A 22,755-nucleotide genomic window follows, 5' to 3' on the forward strand; every position below is an offset into this window, starting at 1 on the left:
GCGATCCCAGGGTAGTCCCGGCCACCGACAGCGCCGCGGCGACCGAACCATCGGTGGCGATACGACCGGGCCGGGTGTCGGGACGCTGCGGCATACTGCCTGAAACCTGCTCGGAGAACGGAAGATCGACACGCATGAGCGCAGCACTGCCCGAACTGTTCGTCGACCCGCTGTGGGAGCAGCAGGCCCGGGCCGCCGTCGCGGCGGCGGCAGCCGAGCGGGCGAAGGAGATACCGCTGGTACCCGGCCTGAAACCGCCCACGGAGCGGAGCGCCGTCTGGGAACCGGGTGAACGGGAGGGGTGGCTTCGGCTCGCGGACCGGTTGCGCCCGGCCAGTGCCCTGAGCGGTGCCGAGGACTGGGGTCAGGTGGTGCGGGCCTACCGTGACGGCGCGATCACCCGCCCCTCGTATCAGGCGAATATGTTCGGTGCCGCGCCGGTCGAACTGGTGGCACCGCTGCTGCCGGAGTGGCAACCGCGCCTCACCGGAATCGGGGCGGGCCACGATCTTCGGATGCTGGCCGCCCGGTTCGAATGCGACGCGCTGCACGTCATCGCCTCGAATGCCAAGTCCAACGCCTACGACAACGGTCCGGCGCTGGTGCCCTTCCTGGAGGTCGAGGTGGCGCGCCTGATGGCCGACTGGTTGGTGCGCTTGAAATCGGCGCAGCGGATCGCTCGCGGCTGGTTCGCCCGGCACGGTCTCACGGCCGTGCCCTATCTGGTGCCCGACGCGCTCGCCAAGCGCCGCGTTCCGCGGGAAAAGGCCACGGCCGCATTGGCTCTCATCGCCGAGGCACACGGAGTGGCCGAGGTGGTGGCGGCTGCCCGGGTGTTCGGTGAGGAGGCGGCGGCCGGAATCGCGCGACTGCTGAGCGCCGAGACACCCGAGGTCGTGCAGGCCGGGCCGGTGGACAAACCCGCCAAACCACCGAAGCTGCCCTGGCTGAATCGCGACGAGCTGCCCGAGGTGCGCCTGCACGACGGCAGCCCCCTGTCCGCGACCGCGCGGGACAATCTGATCGGCGGGCTCGCCCTGTCGCCCGGCTACCGGTGGAACGGTCCCGCGCAGGCCTATCCAGGGCTGCGAGAAGCCGTGGAGCGGTGTGATTCCCGAACGCTGGCCGACTTCGGCTGGGCGCTGTTCGAGCAGTGGCTGCACGCCCGTATGCCCGGCCGCAACGCCTGGGTCGTCGACCAGTTCTGCTGGCTGGCCGATGACGCGGCCGTCGAGCGGCTGGGCGCGCTGCTGCTGCGTTGGCCGGGGGCGGGCAGCGACAAGCACGCCATCGGTGTGCTCGGAGCCATCGGCACCGATACCGCGCTGCTGCACCTGCACCGAATCTCCCAGCGCGCCAAGGCTCCCGGCCAGCGAACGACGGCCGAAGGCTGTCTGCACCTCGCCGCCACCGCACGCGGCCTGACCGCCGACGAACTCGCCGATCGCCTCGTACCCGACCTCGGTCTGGACGCGGACGGCACGCTGCTGCTCGACTACGGGTCACGCCGCTTCACCGTCGGATTCGACGAGCAACTGGCGCCGTTCGTGATCGACGAGTCGGGCACCCGGCGCAAGACGCTGCCCAAACCCGGCGTCAAGGACGACGGCGAGCTCGCACCCGCCGCTTATGAGCGCTTCGGTGTGCTGAAGAAGTCCGCGCGCGGTGTGGTCGGCGATCAGATTCGCCGCTTGGAGCGGGCGATGATCACGCAGCGCCGCTGGAGCACAGCCGAATTCGACCGGTACCTGGTGACGCATCCGCTGCTGCGGCATCTCGCACGCCGTCTGGTGTGGACGACCGGTGAGACGAATTTCCGCCTGGCGGAGGACTTCACGCCGACCGATATCGAGGATGCGCCGGTGCGGCTCCCGGAATCGGCGCGTATCGGCATCGCCCACCCGCTCGAACTCGGCGACGCGGTCGCGCGCTGGGGTGAGGTCTTCGCCGATTACGAGATAACCCAACCGTTCCGGCAGCTCGGGCGGCCCGTGTACGCGCTCACGCCGGAGGAGCGCGCCACGCGCCGGATCCGGCGGTTCGAGGGGGTCGAGGTCTCGGTGGGTGCGCTGCTGGGACTCACCCGTCGGGGCTGGGACCGGGCGGCCGCGCAGGACGGCGGCGTCCAGCCGGGCCTGTACCGCGTGCTGGGTGCGGGGCTGAAGCTGGTCGTCGAGCTGGATCCGGGCATCGTGGTCGGAGCCGTCGACATCCACCCTGTCCAGAAGATTACCGAGATCTGCTTCACCGCAGGCGATCTCGGCACCGTGACGGAGGTGACCGCCTCGGAGGTGCTGGCCGATCTCGCCGGTCTCACCTGATCGGCGAATCCGCACTCACCAGGCCGCGGGTCGGACCCGTCCCGGCGTCACCACCTGCGCCAGCACGTCCCGCAGCGCGCCCAGCGTCGAATCGCCGAGTGTGGCGGCCCAGCGGGCGGTGAGGTCCGCCGCGGCGGCATCGGCCGCCCGGGTACAGGCCCATCCGCGCTCGGTCAGGGTGATCAGCCGGGCGCGGGAATCCAGCGGATGCGGATTGCGCTCCGCGTAGCCCTTGCGCACCAGCTCGTCCACCAGCTGACTGGCCGCCTGTTTGGTGACCCCGAGGTGTTCGGCGATCTCGCCGACCGTGGCCCCGTGCGGGGCCATGCGGACGAAGGCGAACCCGTGCGTCGGCCGCACGTCGGTGAATCCGGCCGCCACGACGCCCGCATGGATCGCATCGGTGACCTCCGCGGCGGCGGCGAGCAGGAGCAGCGGCAGGTCTTGGGCGGAAGCGGGCATAGGGGAGATTTTGGCACTTGACAAGAAGGTCAACAAGCTTGACTATTTAGACAAGTTGCTTGACCAATAGGAGTTCCGATGTCCGTAGTCCGTGCCGCCGAAGTACCCGTCCACCACCTGCACGGCTCCCGTTTCACCCCGTTGATCCGCCCGTCCTCCGGCAGCGCGGAGGTCTGCGTCTGGAAAGTGGAAGTGGCCCCCGCCACCGCCGGTGTCCCGCACCGCATTCTGCGTGAGGAAGCCTTCGTCCTGCTCGACGGCGCGATCACCCTCACCATCGACGGCGTCACCACCACCCTCGCCCCCGGTGACGCCGCCGTCGCCCCCACCGGCTCGACCATCGCCCTCGGCAATGACTCCGACGGCCCCGCCACCGTGCTGGTGTCCACCACCGTCGGCTTCACCGGAGAACTGCTCGACGGCACCGTGGTCGAACCACCCTGGGTGAACTGACCGCTCCGCCCGACCGGAAAGGCGTTCTACACCAGTCGCTCTCGGTCCAGGCCGCGTTCGAGCGCGTCGAGCCGGGCGTTCACGGCACGCAGCAGCTCCAGCATTTCCTGGCGCTCTGCGTGCGCGGCCGTCTCGCGCGCCTCGAGCTCGGCGCGCTGATCCTGGTCATGGATTTCCTGGGTGGCGCTCACGATGATCGCGATGAACAGGTTCAGCACCACGAAGCTGGTGAGCAGGATGAACGGCACGAAATACAGCCAGGCGTAGGAGTATTCGGCCATAACCGGGCGGGCGATGCCCATCGACCAGCTTTCCAGCGTCATGATCTGGAACAGGCTGTAGAGGCTGCGGCCGAGATCGCCGAACCAGTCCGGGAACCGCTGGCCGAACATCTCGGTGCCGACGACGGCGAACACGTAGAACAGCAGTCCCAGCAGCGCCGCGGACCAGCCGATGCCGGGCAGGGCCTGAGCCAGCGAGTCGACCAGCATGCGCAGCCGCCGCACCGTCGACAGTAGCCGCATCACCCGCAGCACCCGCAGGGTGCGCAGCACCGACAGCGGCCCCACGGCGGGCACCAGCGCGATGCCGATGATCGCGAAATCGAAGATGTTCCAACCGGATCGGAAGAACCGCGGTCCGGTGGCGATCAGCTTCAGCAGCAGCTCCACCACGAAGAACGCCAGCAAGGCGCGGTCCAGGCCCGCCAGCAGATCTCCGGCATGCGCCCGCGCCGCCGCGGAGGTCTCGACGCCGAGCACCACCGCATTGCCCAGGATGAGCGCGGTTGTCGCGCTGCGTACCCGCGGTGAGTCGACCCACCGCTCCAGGGCCATCCGCCAGTCTGCTCGGGTTGCAGACCCCACCGTATCCTCCACCGCCACACTCTCTTTCGGAGTTCGAACCCCGGAGAGCTTGGCATCGAGCGGATGTCGTGTCGAATCGTGCGGATGGTCCTGGGAGCGTGCGGGTCTGCCCGCCCGGGCCGTGGCCGAGGCCGGCCTCAGATATTGACCCCGTAGTCGCGGGCGATGCCCGCAAGTCCCGAGGCGTACCCCTGCCCGACGGCCCGGAACTTCCACTCCGCACCATTGCGGTACAGCTCCCCGAACACCATCGCGGTCTCGGTGGAGGCGTCCTCGGTGAGGTCGTAGCGCGCCAGCTCGGTGCCGTTGCTGCGATCCACCACCCGGATGAACGCATTGCGAACCTGCCCGAACGACTGCTGCCGCGTCGCGGCCTCGTGGATCGACACCGGGAAGAAGATATTGGTGATCGTCGGCGGCGTATTCGCCAGATCGACATTGATCACCTCGTCGTCGCCCTCACCCTCACCGGTGAGGTTGTCGCCGGTGTGCTCGATGCTCCCCTCGGGCGACCGCAGGTTGTTGTAGAAGATGAAGTGCTGATCCGACAGCACCTTCCGATCCGCGCCGCACGCCAACGCGCTCGCGTCGAGATCGAAGTCCGTACCGGTGGTGGACCGCACATCCCATCCGAGCCCGACCGCCACCGCGGTCAGATTCGGTGCCTGCTTCGACAGCGAGACATTGCCACCCTTGGCCAGGCTGACACCCATCGTGATTTCCTCCTCGTCCTATTTCCTCGACACAGCGAATCGTCTGCCGGGACCGGCTGCTGCCCGACCTGCGGCAGCTTCGACCATAGTGTTTTCCGGCAGCGAGGTGTCGGCGGTGCGACCACGGACCTGTCAGGACCCGGCGACGCGGGCTGCGGCGGCGGCGAATCGGCCGGGTCACGGGTGTGTGGGGTCCTGGTCGAGCAGCTCCGCGCCGACGACACCGGTGAGCAGGTTCGGGTCGATGGGCCGACCCGCGCGCAGCACGCTGATGGTGCCGGAGGGTTCGAAGATCACCGCACCGACGTCCTCGGTGTGCGCGATGCCCGCCTGCCGCAATCGGGAGTACAGCTCAGCGCGGGACACATGACAGGTGCGCATATGCGATTCCAGGACCTCCCGGCCCGCCATCAGCAATACCGGCCGGTTGACCACCGCCCGGGAACCGACCCGCGTACCCCGCACCACGCCGACGAGCGCCTGGATCGTCATGAGCGTCACCAGCGCGACGATCCCACCCGCGAGGCGCGGCGAATCCCCCAACGCCGCGCGCCCGATCACCGCCCCGAACGCGATCACCGCGACCAGGTCGAAACTCGACATCCCCGACAGCACCCGCTGCCCGAGCAGCCGCACCAGCACCACCATCACGAAGTACATCCCGGCGGTCGCGAACACGACCGCCAGCGCCCCCTCGACGGTGATCCCGAGTGACTCAAACATCGCGCCCACCTCCGCGCGATACGGGTGAACAGGACATGATCGGCATCATGTGGTCAGCGTACGAACCGTGCCGTCGGTCGGCGCACCGACACCGCTAACGCGCCCGCGTCGTGTCGTGGCCGCCGATCACTGGGACGAGAGACCGCTGGGGATCGGTATCCGGGTCAGGAAGCAGAAGAGGTGGGATGGCAGATCACGAGGGTTGTAGCAGGGATCGCCCACTGCTTGGGCCGCGTTCGGCCTGGACTCATCCGACGAGACCGCCCCGGCAGGGGCGACGGCGGCCACCGGAGCGGCCGCGAGGATGATGGCGAAAACACTGGCGCGGAAGCAATTACGCATGAAGGTCCGTTCTGTTGGTTGCCAACGGATGCCCAGACTGCCCGGTGTGCGCTCGCTGAACAACCCCGGTTCGGCGACTGTTGATTACCTAGGCTTATCGGTGCTGTACAAGGGACGGGCGGATGGGTCTCAGAGATATCGAGATTCCGATCACCCCGGCCGACGAGCGGTATCTCGGCCGGTATCGATACTCCCGACCTCGTCGGGGGCCGGGATCGGCTGTGGCTGGTTATCGATTCGCGCCCACGGCATCGCCTCCTCGAGTTCGAAGGCCAGTTCGAGCAGGGTGCGTTCGTCTCCGATATTCGCCGAGAAGTGTGATGCCAGCGGCAGACCCGATCGTGTTCGGTGGAGAGGGAGTGTGATGGCAGGTGTGCCCGAGATGTTGTTCAGCGGCGCGTAACAGTCGAAGGCGCTCAGTCGCTCGAACCACGAATCGAACGGCTGATCCGGCGACAGGTGGCCGAGAATTGGCGTCGAGTGCGCGACCGCGGGCGACAGCAATACGTCGACGTGGTCGAACGTCGATCTGAATCGCTTCTGCACCTCGCGAAGTCGATGAAGAGCGATCGGTGTGCGGAGGCTGGCGCGCCGGTACCGATCGCAGAGGCCGCTGGTTGTCGCCTCGAGCTCGGCCCGGTCGAGGCTGGTCCCCACGATCCGGGTGGCGGCGTTCCGGATGGAAGTCATGAGCAGCCCCATGTACAGCAGGTAGTCCCTCACTGTCCGCCAGTGATCATTGTGGCGGTGGGGCCCGGAGGGCGCCACCAGGATGAGCATCCGCGCATTGCGGTCGGTTTCGTTGCGGAAACCACGAACCACGCCGATCGAAGCGTTGATGAACGTCCCCGGCCCGGCCGGGACGCGTTCGGCCTCGGTATAGAAGGCGACCTCGCCGTCCAGGACGAAGAACGCCTCCTCCTCGCGGCTGTGCACGTGGAACGGCGAGCCTTCCCCGGGACGCAGAGTGGCTTCGAAAAGGGAGTACTTGTCGTTGGTTTCGGCTTTGGTGGCCAGAAAGCGGTAGACGATCCCGCCCGATGCGACGCGCAGGCCCTCGCCCGGGGCGCACACGGTGGGAAGCCGCACATCGGTGGCTGTCTTCTCGTGGTTCTTCATCTGAGTTGCTCCTCTTGCAGTGGTTGATGGTCGGGTGGTGCGCTCGTCGGTTCGGCGCCGGTCACGCGGGTGCGTGACCGTGCTGTCGTGCGAGATGTGGTGTTAGGACAGCGATGAGCGGGGGTCGGAACGCTTCGCGCGCAGGACGATCGCGCTGACCTCTCGTTCCATCGCAGGCGAGAAGTTGCCGTCCGATGGCACTCGGTCTCGCTGGGCGAGGGCCGCGGCGACATCGCTGTCGAGGAGGTATCCATTGATGGCGATCGCGGCGGCGGAACCGGCGCCCGCGGCGGTGATCACCTGCGCTCGCGGGTCGGCCACGTTTCCGGCCGCCCAGATGCCCGGCACACTGGTGCGGCCGGTGCCGTCCACTGTGACGAAACCGTGGGGTCCGACATCGCATCCGATTCCGGTCAGCAGGGAGTCGTTGGGTACGAATCTGGGGCCCACGAAGAGCACTGCTCGGGGGACGAGTCGCCCGTCGCCGAGCTCGACCGCGCGGAGCCGATCATCGCTGGCGACGATGCCGCGCACGGGCCCCTCGACGATCTCGACACCGCGAGCTCGGATGCGAGCTCGTTCACCGCCCGTCAGCTCGATGCCATTGAGGAAGAAGACCACATCGCTCGACCACTGCGGGAGCAGCAGGGCCTGGTGGATGGACAGCTCTCGGACCTCGCCCCCCAGGACGCCGATCGGTTCGTCGCGGACCTCGTAGCCGTGGCAGAAGGGGCAGTGCAGGACATCGATGCCCCACCGCTGCCACAGCCCGGGGATGTCCGGCAGCTCGTCCCGGAGTCCGGTGCTGACCAGGATCGCCCGGGTCTCGAGTTCTCGGCCATCGGTCAACCGCAGAACGAAGCCCGGATCGACTCCACGCCAAGAGATTTCGGTGACATGTTCGTCGACGAGATCGACGCCGTACTCGCGCGCTTCCTGTCGTCCGGTGGCGACCAGGGCGGCGGGCTGCATTCCGTCGCGCGACAGGAACCCGTGCATGAGTGCGGCGGGCCCGTTCCGAGGGGCGTGGCTGTCGACCACCGCGACGGTGCGGCGGGCACGTCCGAGCACCTGCGCGGCGGTCAGGCCGGCGGCGCCACCGCCGATGACGACGACATCGAGAAGACTGTCGGTGGTGCTGTCTCGCTTCATGACTCGAGCGTGCCCGCGGTAGACAGCGGGCAGCAAAGAAGCTTGCTGTTTCCGCAACGGATTTCGTACTCAGGCAGTAATCCTCCGCCGGTCCTCCCGGCGGGTGCAGGACGAAGAGCGGTTTCTCGAGGAGCATCGAATATCGGTTCTCACTGCTCTGATGGACGCTGTCGACCACGGTGCCGAGGTGATGCAACTCGCGCAATCCTCGACGAATGAAGACGACTTCGCCGCCAAGCTGTCCCAGCGTTTCGGCTTCACTGCGGTTCAGAGTCGCGCCGTCGCCGACATGCCGATCAGTCGCTACTGCCCGCTGTGGCGCAATCGACTCGAGCGCGAGGTACAGCAGCTCAGAGAGGACCTCGAGAGCAGTTAGGTGGCGGCGTCGTCGACCGCGCCCTAACGAATCTTCGCTGAGGGGCGACATGGGCTGCCGGTAGTTGAGCACGGTCCGATTCGCCCCGGTGACAACAACCCCGGTGACAACTACGCAGCCCCTGACCGGCACTGCCAGGTCAGGGGCTGATTTCTGTGCGCCATCAGGGACTCGAACCCCGAACCCGCTGATTAAGAGTCAGCTGCTCTGCCAATTGAGCTAATGGCGCGTGCCGTGTGCTCGCCGGTGTTTCGGGAGCTCTGCGGTGCGGAAGAAACCTTAACAGGCTGTGGCTCTGAAAGTGAAATCGTGGGGTCTAGCTGGGGTTTTTGTTGCGGTGGACGGATGTGATCATCCGTGTTAACGGAATGGGGTCGGGAACGGATGAAGGGGGCGAGCCCTGTGGAGGGTGGTTGTGGTCGTGTGCCGGTGTCCGTGGGGCCTGGCAGAATGATCGTGTCTCGACCGCTCCCCGCAGGCGTGGTGGGTCGAGCAGGCGTAGTCGGGGTAGGCAGCGGACCCCGCGCACGCACCGAGACGTGAAGTGGGGTTGTGAATATGAGGAATGGTCAGGGCCGACGCCGATCGCGGAAGCTGCTGGGCGCAGTGGCCGTGCTGTCGGCGCTAGTGCTGGCGCTGGGGGCATGTTCATCCGGGTCGGGGACGGATTCGTCCGCGGTCGCCATCGACTCGAATCCGATCAGCGAGCTGATCAAGCCGAAGCTCGTCGCGCCGGTCAAGGACGGGCAGATCGGGGTGTCGCCGGGTGATCCGCTGGTGCTGAAGGTCGAGGACGGCAAGATCAACAAGGTGAGCCTGCTCAATCCGGAGGGGCGGGAGGTCAGCGGTGAGCTGGCCGCCGACGGGCAGTCGTGGGCGCTGACCGAGCCGTTGGGCTTCGGGCGGACCTACCAGCTGACCGTGGACGCCATCGGGCTCGGCGGCGCGAACACCACCAGCATGAGCTTCACCACGATCTCGCCGAACAATCGCACCCACCCGTACCTGATTCCGGGTGAGAACGAGGTGGTCGGTATCGGACAGCCGATCGCGATCCAGTTCGACGAGAACATCCCGGACCGCAAGGCCGCGCAGAACGCGATCAAAATCACCACCACACCCGCGGTGGAGGGCGCCTTCTACTGGGTGAACAACCGCGAGGTGCGCTGGCGGCCCGAACATTTCTGGGCTCCGGGCACCAAGGTCGACATCGAGGTCGACGTGTACGGCAAGGATCTGGGCAACGGACTGGTCGGTGACGCGGACATCACGTCCACCTTCACCATCGGCGATGCCGTGATCTTCACCGCCGACGACAACACCAAGCAGGTGACGGTGGAGAAGAACGGCGAGGTGATCCGCACCATGCCGACCTCCATGGGTAAGAACAGCACACCCACCGACAACGGCATCTACATCGTGGCCGACCGGCACGAGAAGATCATCATGGACTCCTCGACCTACGGTGTGGCGGTCGACTCGCCCGATGGCTACAAGACGCCGGTGGACTACGCGACGCGCATCTCCTACTCCGGCATCTTCTTCCACTCGGCTCCGTGGTCGGTGGGTGCGCAGGGTTCGTACAACACCAGCCACGGCTGCCTGAACTTGAGCCCCGCCAACGCGCGCTGGGTGTACGAGAACGCCAAGCGCGGCGACATCACCATCATCAAGAACACCGTCGGCGGCACCCTCTCCGGCGTCGACGGCCTGGGTGACTGGAATATCCCGTGGGAAACCTGGAAGGCCGGAAACGCGGACGACAACCGCTGATTCCAGCGAAAGGGGCTCCAGCTCGACGGCTGGAGCCCCTTTTCGTGCGCTCTGTCAGAAAGCGCCGCGCCTAGATGATGGCGGCGGCGGTGGCGATGGTCTGCGGCGGCTTGTTGTCCTTGATGAGATCGCAGCCCAGTCCGGCCTTGCCCGCCAGCGCGAAGGCGCTGCCGGTGACCGCGCACATGGTGTCGAACGGTCCGAACAGCAGCTTGTCGAGATTCGGCAGGCCGAACGATCCGGTGCCGGTGGAGCCGCTGGTGACCAGCCCGCCGGTGGAACCGCTGCTCTGCACCGAGCCGGAGCCGGTGACCTCGGATTCCATCGGATCGTCGGCCACGTCGGTGGCCGGGACGAACGGTTCCAGGGGAACGGCGGAGGCGGTGGCTGGAGCGGCGGTGAGGATGGCGGCGGTCGCCAGGAATGTGGTTACGGCGCAACGATTCACAAGTGCGGTCTTTCTGATCGAGCTGGTTCGGGGGCCCCGACCTCCCCCGTGTTCGGATGAAGTCTACGAAGATCGAGTGGGCCGCGCCACAAATTCGAAGCGATGTTGTTTCAACCACAATTTCTTCATCGGAATGCCGGCGAGCTGCGCGCTAGTCCGCCGCGCGGCGCTGTTCGAAGCGCTCGGCGCAGCGGATCAGCACATCGGCCGGATCGGCGGGCGGCGACTGCTTGCGCCAGACGGCCCGGAACTTGCGGGTGAGCACCGCGTCGGTGAGCGGAATCTCGACCAGTGCCCCGCTGCGCAGGTCGGCGTCGGCGATGAGGCGGCTCAGCACCGCCGGTGCCATACCGGTGCGGGCGGTGGCGAGGATGGCCGCCGCGGAGCCGAGTTCGGCGGCGGGCGGCGCCGGTTCGGTCTGCGCGCCCAAGATCTCCCAGAGCGTGTCCCGGGTGCCGGAACCCGGTTCCCGCCACAGCAGTGCGGTCCCCGCGAGTTCCCGTGCCGTCACCGGCACCCGCTCCCGCGCCCACGGATGCGCGATGCCGACCACGACGACCAGATCGTCGGCCCCCAGCACCCGGCTGCCGAGTTCGGCCGGGGGGTGGGGGCCCTCGACGAAGCCGAGATCGGCCTGTCCCGCACGCACCCACGCCTCCACCTGTCGCGAATTGCCCACCTCGAGGGCCACCGCGACCTCCGGCCGCGCCTCCCGCAGCGCCGTGAGCCAGTGCGACATCCGGTGGTCGGCAATGGTTTTCGACGCCGCGATCCGCAACCTCGGCCGGTCGGCCGCGCGCAGGGCGGCGACGCCCGCGGCGAAGGTGTGCGCCGCCGCGAGTATCGGGCGCGCGTAGTCCACCACCGCCCGCCCCGGTTCGGTGAGCGCGGAGCCGGTGGGGCCGCGATCGAGCAGCCGCAGCCGGAGCCGTCGCTCCAGCGCCGAGATCCGCATGCTCGCCGCGGGTTGGGTGATGCCGTGCCGCCGTGCCGCCGCGCCCAGACTGCCCAGTTCCCCGACCGAGGCGAGCAGATCCAGCACCTCGAGGTCGGGCATTCCCGGCGGCAGACTCATAAGCGTCGATTATGGGGTGCATCCGATTCGGTGGCTACCGGAAAGCGTGCGCCGGCCGGAGGCTCGAGGGGCGACACTTCCCGAGGAGACACCATGACCTATGTCATCGGCGCGGACTGCGTCGACGTCCTGGACCGCGCCTGCGTCGAAGAATGCCCCGTCAACTGCATCTACGTCGGCGACCGCATGGCCTACATCCAGCCCGACGAATGCGTGGACTGCTCGGCCTGCGAACCCGCCTGCCCGGTGGAGGCCATCTACTACGAGGACGATGTGCCGGCGGGCCAGGTGGAGTTCGTCACCGAGAACGCCCGCTTCTTCAGCGAGACCCTGCCGGGCCGCGACGAACCGCTCGGCATTCCCGGCGGACCCCTGAAATTCGGCGAGGCGGTGGGCGTGGACACGCCCTTCGTCGCGCGATTCCAGCGCTGAGACGGCGAGAAACCCCGGCCCCCCTCATGATCGGGCCGGGGTTTCCGCGTTCGGCGGGTGGCTACCGCACCGGAGTGACGACGGGGTCGTCGAGATCGCGCTTACGTCCCAGCACCGAGTGGTGGCGGCTGTAGGCGAAGTAGATGATGATGCCCAGCGCCATCCAGACCACGAAGCGCAGCCAGGTCTCGATGGAGAGGTTGACCATCAGCCACAGGCAGGCCAGCGCGGCCACGATGGGCAGGACCGGGACGAACGGGACGCGGAAGCCGCGCGGCAGGTCCGGTCGGGTGCGGCGCAGGATGGGCACGCCGATGGAAACCATGACGAAGGCGACCAGCGTGCCGATGTTCACCATTTCCTCGAGGGTGCCGAAGTCCACGAAACCCGCGAGCAGCGCGCAGACCACGCCGACGATGACGGTCAGCCGCACGGGCGTGCCCTTCGAGCCGGTGTGGGCCAGACTGCGGGGGAGCAGCCCGTCGCGCGCCATGGCGAACAGCACCCGGGTCTGGCCCAGATACATGACCATGACCACGGTGGACAGGCCCGCCAGTGCGCCGATGGCGATGATGTTCTTCACCCACGTCGCGCCGTGGATGGCGAAAGCCGTTGCCAGGGTGGCATTCTCGCCCTGGAGCTGGGTGTAGGACACCATGCCGGTGAGCACCAGCGAGACGGCCACGTACAGCACGGTCACAATGGCCAGCGAACCGAACAGGCCGCGCGGCATATCGCGCTGCGGGTTGCGGGTCTCCTCGGCGGTGGTGGCGACCACGTCGAAGCCGACGAAGGCGAAGAACACCAGGCTGGCCGCCGACAGCAGTCCGAACCAGCCGAAGCTGGTGCCGCCGGAACCGGTCAGGAAGGCGAACAGCGACTGCCGCAGCCCCTCGGCCTTCTCCGACTCCTGCGCGGGCGGAATGTAGGGCGACAGGTTCGACGCCTTGAAATAGGTCGCACCGACCACCAGCACCAGCGCGATCACGCCGAGTTTGATGGCCACCGCGATGGCCGAGACCCGCGAGGACAGTTTGGTGCCGGTGGCCAGCAGCACGCCGACGGCGGCGATGATCGCGACCGCGCCCCAGTCGAAGTGGATCGATCCGATGGTGAGGATCGGCGCGTCGGTGCCGAGCACCGCGCCCAGATACTGCGACCACCCCTTGGCCACCACCGAGACCGCGAGCGCGAACTCCAGGATCAGATCCCAGCCGATGATCCAGGCGATGATCTCACCGAAGGTGGCGTAGGCGTAGGTGTACGCACTGCCCGCCACCGGCACCGTCGAGGCGAATTCGGCGTAGCACAGCGCCGTGAGCCCGCAGGCGATGGCCGCGAATACGAAGGCCAGCGACACCGACGGACCAGCGACGTGTCCCGCGGTGCGGGCGGTGAGGGTGAAGATGCCCGCGCCGATCACCACGGCCACACCGAAGATGGTGAGGTCACGGGCCGTCAGATCCTTGCGCAGCTTGGCATCCGGATCATCGGTATCCCGAATCGACTGTTCGACGGATTTGGTGCGGAGTAATCCGCTCGCGATCGCCACTGTTGTCTCCTCTCTGAAACTCCCTGCGGCGCTGTCAGATCGCGCGCGGGATGGCGTCGAGTCGCCGCTCGGCGAATCGGTTGGCGGCGGCGCCGGAACCGATGCCCTCGGTTCGCGCCGCGGCGAGAATGTCGCGGCAGCGTTCGAAGATGCGGGTCACATCGGCTTCGACGGCGGCCGCGTCGGCCCGGCGCAGTTCACCCTCGACCTGGATGAGTCCGCCCGCGTTGGCCACGAAGTCGGGCACCCAGGTGATGCCGCGCTCGCCGAGCGCGTCCTCCACCGCGGGTGTCGCCAGCTGGTTGTTGGCCGCGCCGCAGACCAGCTTGGCCTCGATATCGGCCACGCTCGCGGCGGTGAGCGTGCCGCCCAGCGCGCAGGGCGCGTACACGTCCACGGGCGCGGTGGCCACCGAACTCAGCAGCCGCACCGCCGGGTGCGCCTGCGAAACCTGCTGCAGCGCGGCCTCGTTCACATCGGTGACGCAGACCTCCGCACCGTCCTCGAGCAGCAGTGCGATGAGTTCGCGGCCGACCTTGCCGACGCCTTCGACCCCCACCGTGCGGCCCGCGAGAGTGGGCTGGCCCCAGACGGATTCGGCACCGGCGCGCATGGAGTGGAAGACGCCCAGGGCGGTCAGCCGGGCGCTGTCACCGGAACCGCCCGCGGCCTTGCTGCGGCCGGTCACGTGGCCGGTGTGCTTGCCGATGATGTCGAGATCGTCGGTGTTGGTGCCGACGTCACCGGCGGTGATGTAGCGGCCGCCGAGGGTTTCCACGAACCGCGCGTAGGCGGCCAGCAGCGCTTCGGTCTTGTGTACGGCCGGATCACCGATGATGACGGCCTTGCCGCCGCCCAGATTCACGCCCGCGGCGGCCGCCTTGTAGGTCATGCCCCAGGACAGCCGCAGCACGTCCTCGAGTGCGGCGGCCTCGCTGGCGTACGGGTAGAAGCGGGTGCCGCCGAGCGCGGGGCCGAGCGCGGTCGAGTGGATAGCGATGATCGCCTTCAGTCCGGTCCGGTCGTCCTCGCAGAACACGACCTGTTCGTGGCTTCGGGCGCTCACTTCGTGCGAGCGGGCGAAAACCCCTGCGTCGGTGTGCATCGCGGTCACAATGGTTCCTTTCTGGCTGCCGCCGGGGTGCGGCGGCGGTGGTTACCGCCGGGGTGTGGCGGTGTCGGGTGCCGCGGGTTCGCGGCGGGTGTCCGTGCGTCACGAATGGCATTCGGGCACAAGGGATGTGGCGTAGGCAGACACGGCGGTATGACGTGCGGGTGTGACGGTGGTGGAGTCGGTTCAGAACTCGATGCCGAGTTCGCGCAGTGCGGAGCGGTAGCGCTCGACATTGCCGAGCTTGATGTCCTCGTAGCCGCGCACCACATCGGGCAGGGCGGCGGCCTCGGCGGCGGTGTCGTAGGTGTCGGTGCTGAGCTCGACTGCGAGGCGGCGCACCATGGCGGTGTAGTGGGACAGCAGTTCCCGCTCCACCTTGCGCACGTGGGCGTAGCCGAACGGGTCCAGCCTGGTGCCGCGCAGCGCCTTGCCCTTGGCGAGCACCTTCAGCGCCACATGCGATTTCGGGCCGAGACCGATCTTCTTCTTACGGCCGAGGGCGCGCAGCACCGGCGGGTGCAGCTTGTAGGTGAGGTTCGCGCCGCCGGGCACCTGCGCCCGGACGTCGGCGAGGAAGTCCGGATCCACCAGTAGCCGGGCGACCTCGTACTCGTCCTTGTAGGCGGTGAACTTGTGCAGTCCGCGCGCCACGGCCGCGCTGAAGTCGGTGCGCTCGGTGACGGTGCGCTCGGCATCCCACACGAACTGCACCGTCTCCACGTAGCGCCGGGCCACCTTCGCGTTCTGGTAGCCCACCAGTTCGGCGGCGCGCAGTTCCACCAGTCGGCGCACCTCACCGTCGAAGGTGGTGTCGGCCAACAGGTTCGCGGGCACGGCGGGTCGCTCGCGGCGCTGCCGGGCGGGCTCGACCGCGGCCTGGAAGGCGGCCGGATCGGCGACCGCGACCCGCCCCCACCGGAAGGCGGCGATATTGGCGGCCACCGCGACACCGTTGATGCCGATGGCCTCCTCGATGGCGGCGGCGGGCAGGCGCAGACCGCCGGTCTGGAAGGCCGCGCCGACCATCAGGAAGTTGGCCGCGGCGGTATTGCCGAACAGCTGCTGCGCCGCCGCCAGATGGTCGAACTGCCGCAGCGAATTCGACACCGACGCCAGTCGTTCCAGCAGCGAGTCGGTGGCCGGGTAGCCGACCGACTTGTCGTACACCATGTCACCGGTGGGGGTCTGGCTGGTGGAGGCGACCGCCACGGTGATCGCCGGATCGCCGTACTGGAGGTTCTTGGGGTCGGCGGCGGTGAGCAGGTCGATGGCCACGACGCAATCCGCGCTGCCCGGGGTGAGCCGGTTGGACGGCTCCAATTCCGTTGCGGAGAACCGCAGATGGGAGATGACCGGTCCGGCCTTCTGGCTCAGGCCGATCTGGTCGAGGCTCTCCACCTGGTATCCGGCTCGCAGCGCGGCGGTGGCCAGCACCTGGTTGACCGTGACGATACCGGTGCCGCCGATACCGGCGATGAGCACGTTCTGGGTGCGCCGCGGCGCGCCCAGCCCCGGATCGGGCACCGTCGGGGGTTCGAGCTGCTTGTCCCGCTTGCGGTTCTGCTTGTCCTCCGGCGTCAGCTCGACGGTGACGAACGACGGGCAGTCGCCGTCCAGGCAGCTGTAGTCGGTATTGCAGGAGGTCTGGTCGATACGGGTCTTGCGGCCGAATTCGGTCTCCACCGGCTGCACCGACAGGCAGTTCGACTTGACCCCGCAGTCGCCGCAGCCCTCGCACACGGCCTCGTTGATGACCACGCGGGTGTTGCGCACGGGGAGCTTGCCGCGTTTGCGCTGGCGGCGGGCGTCGGCGGCGCAGTGCTGGTCGTAGATCAGCACGGTGACGCCCTTGATCTCGCGCAGCATCCGCTGGGCCTCGTCGAGCCGGTCGCGATGCCACAGCAGGGTGCCCTTGGCGAGGGCTTTCCGGTTGTGCCGCTTGGGTTCGTCGGCGCAGATGATGATCTGCTCGACGCCCTCGACGGCGAGTTTGTGGGTGAGCTGCGCGACGGTGAGCCCGCCCTCGACGTCCTGTGCGCCGGTCATGGCGACGACTTCGTTCCACAGCAGCTTGTAGGTGATGTTCACGCCCGCGGCCACACACGCCTGCACGGCGAGCTGCCCGGAGTGGAAGAAGGTGCCGTCCCCGATGTTCTGGAACAGGTGCGGCACATCGGTGAACGGGGCTTGGCCGATCCACTGGCTGCCCTCGCCGCCCATCTGGGTCAGCCCGGTCACCGCGCTGTCGTCGCGGCCGGACATGGTCACCAGGGTGTGGCAGCCGATTCCGCCGCCGCCGATGGAGCCCTCGGGCAGCGCGGTGGAGCGATTGTGCGGGCAGCCGGAGCAGAAGTACGGGGTGCGCTTGGCGGACAGCACCTCCAGCGACAGCGGCGGCGGCGCGGCCTTCTTCAATTCCACGTGGTCGCGCAGCACCCGGCGCAGCGGGCCGAGCAGGCGACCCGGGGTGAGTTCGCCGTCGAAGGGCATGAGCAGCGCCCCGCGCTCGTCCTGCTTGCCGAGTACGCGCGGGGCATCGGGTGTGCCGTAGAGGATTTCGCGGATCTGGGTTTCGATGAAGGCGGTCTTGTCCTCGACCACGATGAGCTGGTCGAGACCGCGGGCGAACTCGGTGATCCGCGCCGCGCCGAGGGGATAGGGCATGCCGATGCGCAGCAGCCGGATGCCCGCGCGGTGCAGGGCCGCGTCGTCGACGCCGAGATCGAGCAGCGCCTGCCGCACGGCGTCGAAAGTGGTTCCGGTGGCGGCGATTCCGATCTTGGCATCGGTGGGGTTCACCTCGATGACATCGAGGTCGTTGACCGCGCCGAAGGTGCGCACCAGCTCCCAGCGCGGACCGTACAGGTCGGCCTCGGCCAGCACACTGTCGGTCGGTGCCGCCATGGGCCGCTGGCGGTAGACGAAAGGCCGCCCCTCCCAGGTGATCTCGGGCACCGTCAACGGCCGGTCCGCGACCGAGGCATCGACGGTCCACGCGCCGTCCGCCACATCGGCGACGATCTTCATGGCCACCACGCAGCCCGAGGCGCGCGAGAGCGCCACGCCCTGCATGCCCATGGTGATGATCTCCTCCGCGTTGCGCGGGAACAGCACCGGAATCCCCATGGCCGCCAGCGAACGTTCGCTCACCGCGGGCACCGTGGACGATTTCGAGGCCGGATCGTCGCCGACCAGCAGCAGCACCCCGCCGCGCGGGTTGACGCCGTACATATTGGCGTGCCGCAGCGCGTCGGTGGCGCGGTCCACACCGGGCCCCTTGCCGTACCAGACGCCGACCACGCCGTCATGTGTCGGTGTGCCCGCGGGCAGATCGGCCTGGCTGCCCCACACCGAGGTGGCCGCGAGCTCCTCGTTCAGGCCCGGCACGAAGGTGATGTCGTGTTCGGCCAGCACGTTCGGCATGCCGAGCAGCATCTTGTCCACGCCGCCCAGCGGGCTGCCCTGATAGCCGGAGACGAAGGTCGCGACCCGACGGCCCGCGCGGATATCACGCACATGCTGTTCGACCAGCAGCCGGGCGATGGCCTGGACACCGGTGAGCAGGACCGGTCCGGCCCCGGAGCGATACCGGTCGGCGAGGTCGTACGGCGCGGTCGGCTCGGCCTGCGGTAGCGAGGACGGGCAGGCAACGCTGGTCATGAACTCTTCACCACACTTTCCACAACCCAGATCGTGAGCTGCGAACGAAGGGACTAGCGATCGGTGCAGCGAAATCTGCCGTGAAGGTGTGATCTGTGTCAACAGTCGGGCAAAACGTTGATCAGATTGCTCAAAAGTGATCTAGGGCACTCGGGATCGCGCGTCATTTTGCTCGAGTGCGGGTGTCGCCGGTCACATTACTGTCGGCCGGTCAGGTACTCCACGAGCGGCAGGGCCCGGTAGGGGATCGGCGTCGCCAGCGCGAGCATGGTCTCGGTGTGCTTCACGCCGGGAATGGCATGCACCCGCTGGATGATCTCCAGTAGATCCTGCTGGGTCTCCGCGGCGATGCGCACCAGCAGATCCGACCGTCCCGTGGTCGCGTGCACCTCGAGGACATGCGGGAACTCCCGCAGCGCCGCCACGATCGCATCCATCTTGTTCTGATCGAGCTCGATGCCCAGCAGTGCGTGTACCGCGAAGCCGATGGCCTGCAGGTCGATACTGGGCGGGTAACCGACCACGACGCCCGCGGCCTCCAGCCGCTTCATCCGCGCCTGCACGGTATTGCGCGCGATGCCCAGCCGCTGCGCCAGTTCGAGAATCGGCGCACGCGGGTCGGACGCCAGCTCCGCCAGCAGCGCGGAGTCCAATGCGTCGATCTTGATGGTCATGCCGCATTGTGGCACAGCGTTTCCGGTGCGCCCCGGACGCCGGGGGCGGTCATTCCCAGCGGTGCCCGATGATCGTCACGTCGTCGAGCCGGACCACCGGATCGCCGAGATTGTCCTTGCCGGTCAGGGTGATGGTGCCGGTGAAGACGTCCCCCTGTCGGACGGCGTCGCCGCCCGTGCCGACCACCTGTGCGCGGGATCCGTTGATGGTGTAGTACTCCTCCGGTGCGCCGGACACGAAGGCCAGCGTCCATACCGCCGCGTCGGAGTACACGAGACCGTAGACGCGCGCCTGCTCGCCGACGCGCCCGCGGTGATCGCGCAGCATGCCCTTGACGTCGACCTCGGCCGGAGACTCCGGTTCCGCCGTGGTGGGAGACGCGGGGGATACCGCGGTCCCGGCGGCGCCGAACAGCGGCGCGACTGCCAGGACGGTGGTGGCAACAGCATTCCTACCGAACATCTTTCGCATCCGTCCTCATGGATTTCCCGTCCCCTGGGGATTCCCACGATCATGGTGGGCGAAAACCCCGATGGCGCACTGCGGCCGGAAACACATTCGGGCCGGATATGCGAGAAGCCCGGTCCGCGATGGACCGGGCTTCCGCTCGGGGTGACCGACGGGACTCGAACCCGCGACAGCCAGGATCACAACCTGGTGCTCTACCAACTGAACTACGGTCACCATCGCCGGTAACTTCCGGCGCGGTAGATCGTAGCGCGAACCGGCGTCCAGTTCCTAATCGGCTGATGAGGGGGTGTTTCCGGGGCGGGATTCGGTGCCGGTCAGGTCGGCGGCCACGGCGGCGATCTCCGCGGTGGAGGGGCCGGGGGCGGGGACGAACGCGGTGCGGCGGTAGTACTCGAGCTCGCGAATGGATTCGCGGATATCGGCCAGGGCGCGGTGGGCGAGGCCCTTCTCCGGCTGGCCGAAGTAGATGCGGGGGTACCAGCGGCGGGCCAGTTCCTTGATGGAGCTGACATCGATCATGCGGTAGTGCAGATGCGCGTCCAGGGTGGGCATGTCGCGGGCGATGAAACCGCGGTCGGTGGCGATGGAGTTGCCCGCCAGCGGCACGGTCCGCGGGGTGGGCACGTACTGCTTGATGTAGTCGAGGATCTGCTGTTCGGCCTCGGCGACGGTGACGGTGGAGCGGCGGACCTCCTCGGTCAGCCCGGAGCGGGCGTGCATCTCGGTCACCACCGGCGGCATGGCGGCCAGCGCGGCATCGTCGGCGTGGATCACGATGTCCACGCCGTCGCCGAGGATATTGAGGTCACTGTCGGTCACGAGCGCGGCCACCTCGATCAGCTTGTCGCTGTCGAGCCGTAGGCCCGTCATCTCGCAGTCGATCCACACCAGGTACTTGTCGCTCACCGGAGACACAGTAGCCGTTCGGTCGTGGTCCGCCGGGCGCACCCGGATGGCGTCGGCCCAGCGTGTTCAGCGTGGCGTCGCGCGATGCGGGCCGTTCCGATCCGGCGCGACGGTGTGGGTCCATGCCGTGCGGGTGCGCCGGGCGTGCGATGCATCGCCGCGCGGGCGTGGCGCGGTTGCCTGACGGCTGCGCGCTGCCACGGGTGCCGGTCTCTCGGCCGCGTCGGGGCGGGGTGGAGGACCGGCCGCGCGATACTGTTTGCGGCAGATCCGCGCGTTATCAGGCGGTCGGTTTGTTGTTCGGCGGTGTGTTCGGCAGAGCAGGCAGTGGCAGATCAACGGAGGACGGCGCGATGACAACCCCGCAGGAAAAGGCAGCGGCGGCCCGCAAGGCCGCGGAGGAAGCGGCGCGCGTCGCGGCGGAGGCGGCCGCCGCGGCCGAGGCCGCCGAGCGGGAAGCGGCCGAACAGGAAGCCGCGGAGCAGGCTGCGGCGACAAAGGCTGCGGCGACAACAGACGCGGCAAAGGCGGCCGAGGCGGAATCGGATGCGGCGACGAAGAACGCTGCGGCGACTGAGGACGCTGCGGCGGCTCCGGCGGAGGCCATCGCGGCCGGTTACGCCTTCGAGGGGCTCGCCCTCGAGCTGGGCACCGTCATCGTGGACGGTGAGGTGAATCCGACCGCGCGCGTGCGTATTCCGATGAAGACCATGAACCGGCACGGATTGGTCGCAGGGGCCACCGGCACCGGTAAGACCAAGACCATCCAGGGCATCGCCGAGCAGTTGTCGGCGGCGGGGGTGCCGGTGGTGCTCGCCGATATCAAGGGAGACCTGTCCGGGCTCGCGCAGCCGGGACAGTCCAATGACAAGATCCTGAAGCGTGCCGAGGATACCGGCGATCCGGACTGGCAGCCGACCGGGTATCCGTGCGAGTTCGTCTCGCTGGGCACCGGTGGCATCGGGGTGCCCATTCGCGCCACCATCACCTCGTTCGGGCCGATCTTGCTGTCGAAGGTGCTGGGACTCAACGAAACCCAGGAATCCACCCTGGGCCTGATCTTCCACTGGTCGGACAAGAACGGCTTCCCGCTGTTGGATCTGAAGGATCTGCGGTCGGTGATCCAGTTCCTCACCAGCCCGGAGGGCAAGGAGGATCTCAAGGGTATCGGCGGCGTCTCCGCCGCCACGGCGGGCGTGATCCTGCGCGCCCTGGTGAACCTGGAGGCCGAGGGCGGTGACACCTTCTTCGGCGAACCGGAACTGGATCCGGCGGATCTGCTGCGCACCGCGGGCGGTCAGGGCGTGATCACGCTGTTCGAACTGGGTTCGCAGGCCGCGCGGCCGCAGCTGTTCTCGACCTTCCTCATGTGGGTGCTGGCCGATCTGTTCCAGACGCTGCCGGAGATCGGCGATATGGACAAGCCGAAGCTGGTGTTCATCTTCGACGAGGCGCATCTGCTGTTCAACGACGCGTCCAAGGCGTTCCTGGACCAGGTGGAGCAGACGGTGAAGCTCATCCGCTCCAAGGGCGTCGGCGTGTTCTTCTGCACCCAGTTGCCCACCGACATCCCGAACTCGGTGCTCTCGCAGCTGGGCGCGCGCATCCAGCACGCGCTGCGCGCCTTCACCCCGGAGGACCAGAAGGCGCTGTCCAAGACCGTGCGCACCTACCCGAAGACCGCCACCTACGACCTCGAGAAGGCGCTCACCTCACTGGGTATCGGCGAGGCGGTGGTCACCGTGCTGTCGGAGAAGGGCGCGCCCACCCCGGTGGCCTGGGCCCGTATGCAGCCGCCGCGTTCGCTCATGGACACCATCGGTGACGACGGCATCCGCTCCCGTGCCCAGTCGAGCACCCTGTACGCCAAATACGGCCAGACCGTCGACCGGGATTCGGCCTACGAGATCCTCGCCGAGAAGGTCGCCGCCGCGGCGGAGCGGGCCGAGGACGAACCCGCGCCCACACGCTCCCGCTCCCGCCGGGCCGAGCCGGTGGAGGAGTCCATGGCCGAGAAGATCGTCAACAACGCGGCCTTCAAGAACTTCCTGCGCTCCGCCGCCACCGTGGCCGGACGCGAGATCGGCCGCAGCATCTTCGGCACCAGGAAGCGGTGACCGCC

At 68.1% G+C, this 22,755-nt stretch carries 20 protein-coding genes and 2 tRNA genes; 6 read left to right on the top strand and 16 right to left on the bottom strand.

Annotation, left to right across the window (positions count from 1 at the left end):
• Window positions 1-134: 134 nt before the first annotated feature.
• The gene (locus ON31_RS07870) at window positions 135-2,321 is read left to right on the top strand and encodes a DUF4132 domain-containing protein (RefSeq protein WP_051036970.1); all 2,187 of its coding nucleotides are present in this window, start codon (window positions 135-137) and stop codon (window positions 2,319-2,321) included.
• Between the two features lie 15 nt (window positions 2,322-2,336).
• Here ON31_RS07870 and ON31_RS07875 read toward each other — a convergent pair whose 3' ends face one another.
• Window positions 2,337-2,783, bottom strand: coding sequence for a MarR family winged helix-turn-helix transcriptional regulator (locus tag ON31_RS07875; RefSeq protein ID WP_029926802.1), 447 nt, complete (start codon window positions 2,781-2,783; stop codon window positions 2,337-2,339).
• A gap of 78 nt (window positions 2,784-2,861) precedes the next feature.
• Here ON31_RS07875 and ON31_RS07880 point away from each other — a divergent pair, with 78 nt between their 5' ends.
• The gene (locus ON31_RS07880; RefSeq protein WP_039810976.1) at window positions 2,862-3,236 is read left to right on the top strand and encodes a cupin domain-containing protein; all 375 of its coding nucleotides are present in this window, start codon (window positions 2,862-2,864) and stop codon (window positions 3,234-3,236) included.
• A gap of 26 nt (window positions 3,237-3,262) precedes the next feature.
• Here ON31_RS07880 and ON31_RS07885 read toward each other — a convergent pair whose 3' ends face one another.
• The 5 genes from ON31_RS07885 to ON31_RS07905 all read right to left on the bottom strand — a co-directional run bounded on the left by ON31_RS07885 (window position 3,263) and on the right by ON31_RS07905 (window position 8,151).
• The gene (locus ON31_RS07885; RefSeq protein WP_039811075.1) at window positions 3,263-4,102 is read right to left on the bottom strand and encodes an ion transporter; all 840 of its coding nucleotides are present in this window, start codon (window positions 4,100-4,102) and stop codon (window positions 3,263-3,265) included.
• Window positions 4,103-4,239: 137 nt separating this feature from the next.
• Window positions 4,240-4,815: a TerD family protein gene (locus ON31_RS07890; RefSeq protein WP_029926806.1), complete on the bottom strand. Its 576-nt coding sequence runs from the start codon at window positions 4,813-4,815 to the stop codon at window positions 4,240-4,242.
• 177 nt (window positions 4,816-4,992) lie between these two features.
• Entirely contained in the window at window positions 4,993-5,538 is a 546-nt protein-coding gene (locus ON31_RS07895) for a DUF421 domain-containing protein (RefSeq protein ID WP_039810979.1), read from the bottom strand.
• A 492-nt stretch (window positions 5,539-6,030) separates the two neighbouring features.
• Window positions 6,031-6,954, bottom strand: coding sequence for a cupin domain-containing protein (locus tag ON31_RS34545; protein WP_169335003.1), 924 nt, complete (start codon window positions 6,952-6,954; stop codon window positions 6,031-6,033).
• A 147-nt stretch (window positions 6,955-7,101) separates the two neighbouring features.
• The gene (locus ON31_RS07905; RefSeq protein ID WP_039810982.1) at window positions 7,102-8,151 is read right to left on the bottom strand and encodes an NAD(P)/FAD-dependent oxidoreductase; all 1,050 of its coding nucleotides are present in this window, start codon (window positions 8,149-8,151) and stop codon (window positions 7,102-7,104) included.
• Between the two features lie 160 nt (window positions 8,152-8,311).
• Between ON31_RS07905 and ON31_RS07910 the strand changes: the two genes are divergently transcribed.
• A complete protein-coding gene (locus ON31_RS07910) occupies window positions 8,312-8,527 on the top strand; it encodes a hypothetical protein (RefSeq protein ID WP_039810986.1) in 216 nt (71 codons plus the stop codon).
• Window positions 8,528-8,683: 156 nt separating this feature from the next.
• Here ON31_RS07910 and ON31_RS07915 read toward each other — a convergent pair.
• A tRNA-Lys gene (locus tag ON31_RS07915) sits at window positions 8,684-8,756 on the bottom strand.
• Between the two features lie 329 nt (window positions 8,757-9,085).
• Here ON31_RS07915 and ON31_RS07920 point away from each other — a divergent pair.
• Window positions 9,086-10,300, top strand: a complete 1,215-nt coding sequence (locus ON31_RS07920) for a L,D-transpeptidase (protein ID WP_039811081.1) — start codon at window positions 9,086-9,088, stop codon at window positions 10,298-10,300.
• A gap of 70 nt (window positions 10,301-10,370) precedes the next feature.
• On the opposite strand, the gene ON31_RS36195 is transcribed toward ON31_RS07920, so the two are convergent.
• Window positions 10,371-10,748 (bottom strand): hypothetical protein, encoded by a 378-nt coding sequence (locus tag ON31_RS36195; protein ID WP_029926821.1) that lies wholly within the window; start codon window positions 10,746-10,748, stop codon window positions 10,371-10,373.
• Between the two features lie 151 nt (window positions 10,749-10,899).
• Window positions 10,900-11,823, bottom strand: coding sequence for a LysR substrate-binding domain-containing protein (locus ON31_RS07930; RefSeq protein ID WP_029926823.1), 924 nt, complete (start codon window positions 11,821-11,823; stop codon window positions 10,900-10,902).
• A 93-nt stretch (window positions 11,824-11,916) separates the two neighbouring features.
• On the opposite strand from ON31_RS07930, the gene fdxA reads away from it, so the two are divergent.
• Window positions 11,917-12,255, top strand: a complete 339-nt coding sequence (fdxA, locus tag ON31_RS07935; RefSeq protein ID WP_039810989.1) for a ferredoxin — start codon at window positions 11,917-11,919, stop codon at window positions 12,253-12,255.
• A gap of 61 nt (window positions 12,256-12,316) precedes the next feature.
• Here the strand turns inward: fdxA and ON31_RS07940 are convergent, their stop codons facing one another.
• The 7 genes from ON31_RS07940 to orn all read right to left on the bottom strand — a co-directional run bounded on the left by ON31_RS07940 (window position 12,317) and on the right by orn (window position 20,633).
• On the bottom strand, window positions 12,317-13,807 hold the full coding sequence (locus tag ON31_RS07940; protein WP_029926827.1) for an amino acid permease: 1,491 nt from the start codon (window positions 13,805-13,807) through the stop codon (window positions 12,317-12,319).
• Window positions 13,808-13,841: 34 nt separating this feature from the next.
• Window positions 13,842-14,912, bottom strand: coding sequence for a Glu/Leu/Phe/Val dehydrogenase dimerization domain-containing protein (locus ON31_RS07945; protein WP_039810992.1), 1,071 nt, complete (start codon window positions 14,910-14,912; stop codon window positions 13,842-13,844).
• Window positions 14,913-15,104: 192 nt separating this feature from the next.
• The gene (locus ON31_RS07950; RefSeq protein WP_039810994.1) at window positions 15,105-18,581 is read right to left on the bottom strand and encodes an indolepyruvate ferredoxin oxidoreductase family protein; all 3,477 of its coding nucleotides are present in this window, start codon (window positions 18,579-18,581) and stop codon (window positions 15,105-15,107) included.
• A 197-nt stretch (window positions 18,582-18,778) separates the two neighbouring features.
• Window positions 18,779-19,255, bottom strand: a complete 477-nt coding sequence (locus ON31_RS07955) for an Lrp/AsnC family transcriptional regulator (protein ID WP_029926833.1) — start codon at window positions 19,253-19,255, stop codon at window positions 18,779-18,781.
• 49 nt (window positions 19,256-19,304) lie between these two features.
• The gene (locus ON31_RS07960; protein ID WP_039810996.1) at window positions 19,305-19,718 is read right to left on the bottom strand and encodes a hypothetical protein; all 414 of its coding nucleotides are present in this window, start codon (window positions 19,716-19,718) and stop codon (window positions 19,305-19,307) included.
• A 149-nt stretch (window positions 19,719-19,867) separates the two neighbouring features.
• A tRNA-His gene (locus ON31_RS07965) sits at window positions 19,868-19,940 on the bottom strand.
• 54 nt (window positions 19,941-19,994) lie between these two features.
• The gene (gene orn, locus ON31_RS07970; protein WP_039810998.1) at window positions 19,995-20,633 is read right to left on the bottom strand and encodes an oligoribonuclease; all 639 of its coding nucleotides are present in this window, start codon (window positions 20,631-20,633) and stop codon (window positions 19,995-19,997) included.
• A 353-nt stretch (window positions 20,634-20,986) separates the two neighbouring features.
• Here orn and ON31_RS07975 point away from each other — a divergent pair, with 353 nt between their 5' ends.
• Window positions 20,987-22,750, top strand: coding sequence for a helicase HerA-like domain-containing protein (locus ON31_RS07975; RefSeq protein WP_039811000.1), 1,764 nt, complete (start codon window positions 20,987-20,989; stop codon window positions 22,748-22,750).
• The last annotated feature ends 5 nt before the right edge of the window (window positions 22,751-22,755 follow it).

This window comes from Nocardia otitidiscaviarum NBRC 14405 (assembly GCF_000308635.1).
Taxonomy (GTDB): Bacteria; Actinomycetota; Actinomycetes; order Mycobacteriales; family Mycobacteriaceae; genus Nocardia; species Nocardia otitidiscaviarum.

Coding starts and splice junctions, on each gene's coding strand:
- ON31_RS07895 (WP_039810979.1), bottom strand. CDS start 5,538: ATGTTTGAGTCACTCGGGATCACCGTCGAGGGGGCGCTGGCGGTCGTG.
- ON31_RS07910 (WP_039810986.1), top strand. CDS start 8,312: ATGGACGCTGTCGACCACGGTGCCGAGGTGATGCAACTCGCGCAATCC.
- ON31_RS07870 (WP_051036970.1), top strand. CDS start 135: ATGAGCGCAGCACTGCCCGAACTGTTCGTCGACCCGCTGTGGGAGCAG.
- ON31_RS07875 (WP_029926802.1), bottom strand. CDS start 2,783: ATGCCCGCTTCCGCCCAAGACCTGCCGCTGCTCCTGCTCGCCGCCGCC.
- ON31_RS07955 (WP_029926833.1), bottom strand. CDS start 19,255: ATGACCATCAAGATCGACGCATTGGACTCCGCGCTGCTGGCGGAGCTG.
- fdxA (WP_039810989.1), top strand. CDS start 11,917: ATGACCTATGTCATCGGCGCGGACTGCGTCGACGTCCTGGACCGCGCC.
- ON31_RS07930 (WP_029926823.1), bottom strand. CDS start 11,823: ATGAGTCTGCCGCCGGGAATGCCCGACCTCGAGGTGCTGGATCTGCTC.
- ON31_RS07960 (WP_039810996.1), bottom strand. CDS start 19,718: ATGTTCGGTAGGAATGCTGTTGCCACCACCGTCCTGGCAGTCGCGCCG.
- ON31_RS07890 (WP_029926806.1), bottom strand. CDS start 4,815: ATGGGTGTCAGCCTGGCCAAGGGTGGCAATGTCTCGCTGTCGAAGCAG.
- ON31_RS07945 (WP_039810992.1), bottom strand. CDS start 14,912: ATGCACACCGACGCAGGGGTTTTCGCCCGCTCGCACGAAGTGAGCGCC.
- ON31_RS07880 (WP_039810976.1), top strand. CDS start 2,862: ATGTCCGTAGTCCGTGCCGCCGAAGTACCCGTCCACCACCTGCACGGC.
- ON31_RS07975 (WP_039811000.1), top strand. CDS start 20,987: ATGACAACCCCGCAGGAAAAGGCAGCGGCGGCCCGCAAGGCCGCGGAG.
- ON31_RS07950 (WP_039810994.1), bottom strand. CDS start 18,581: ATGACCAGCGTTGCCTGCCCGTCCTCGCTACCGCAGGCCGAGCCGACC.
- ON31_RS07920 (WP_039811081.1), top strand. CDS start 9,086: ATGAGGAATGGTCAGGGCCGACGCCGATCGCGGAAGCTGCTGGGCGCA.
- ON31_RS07905 (WP_039810982.1), bottom strand. CDS start 8,151: ATGAAGCGAGACAGCACCACCGACAGTCTTCTCGATGTCGTCGTCATC.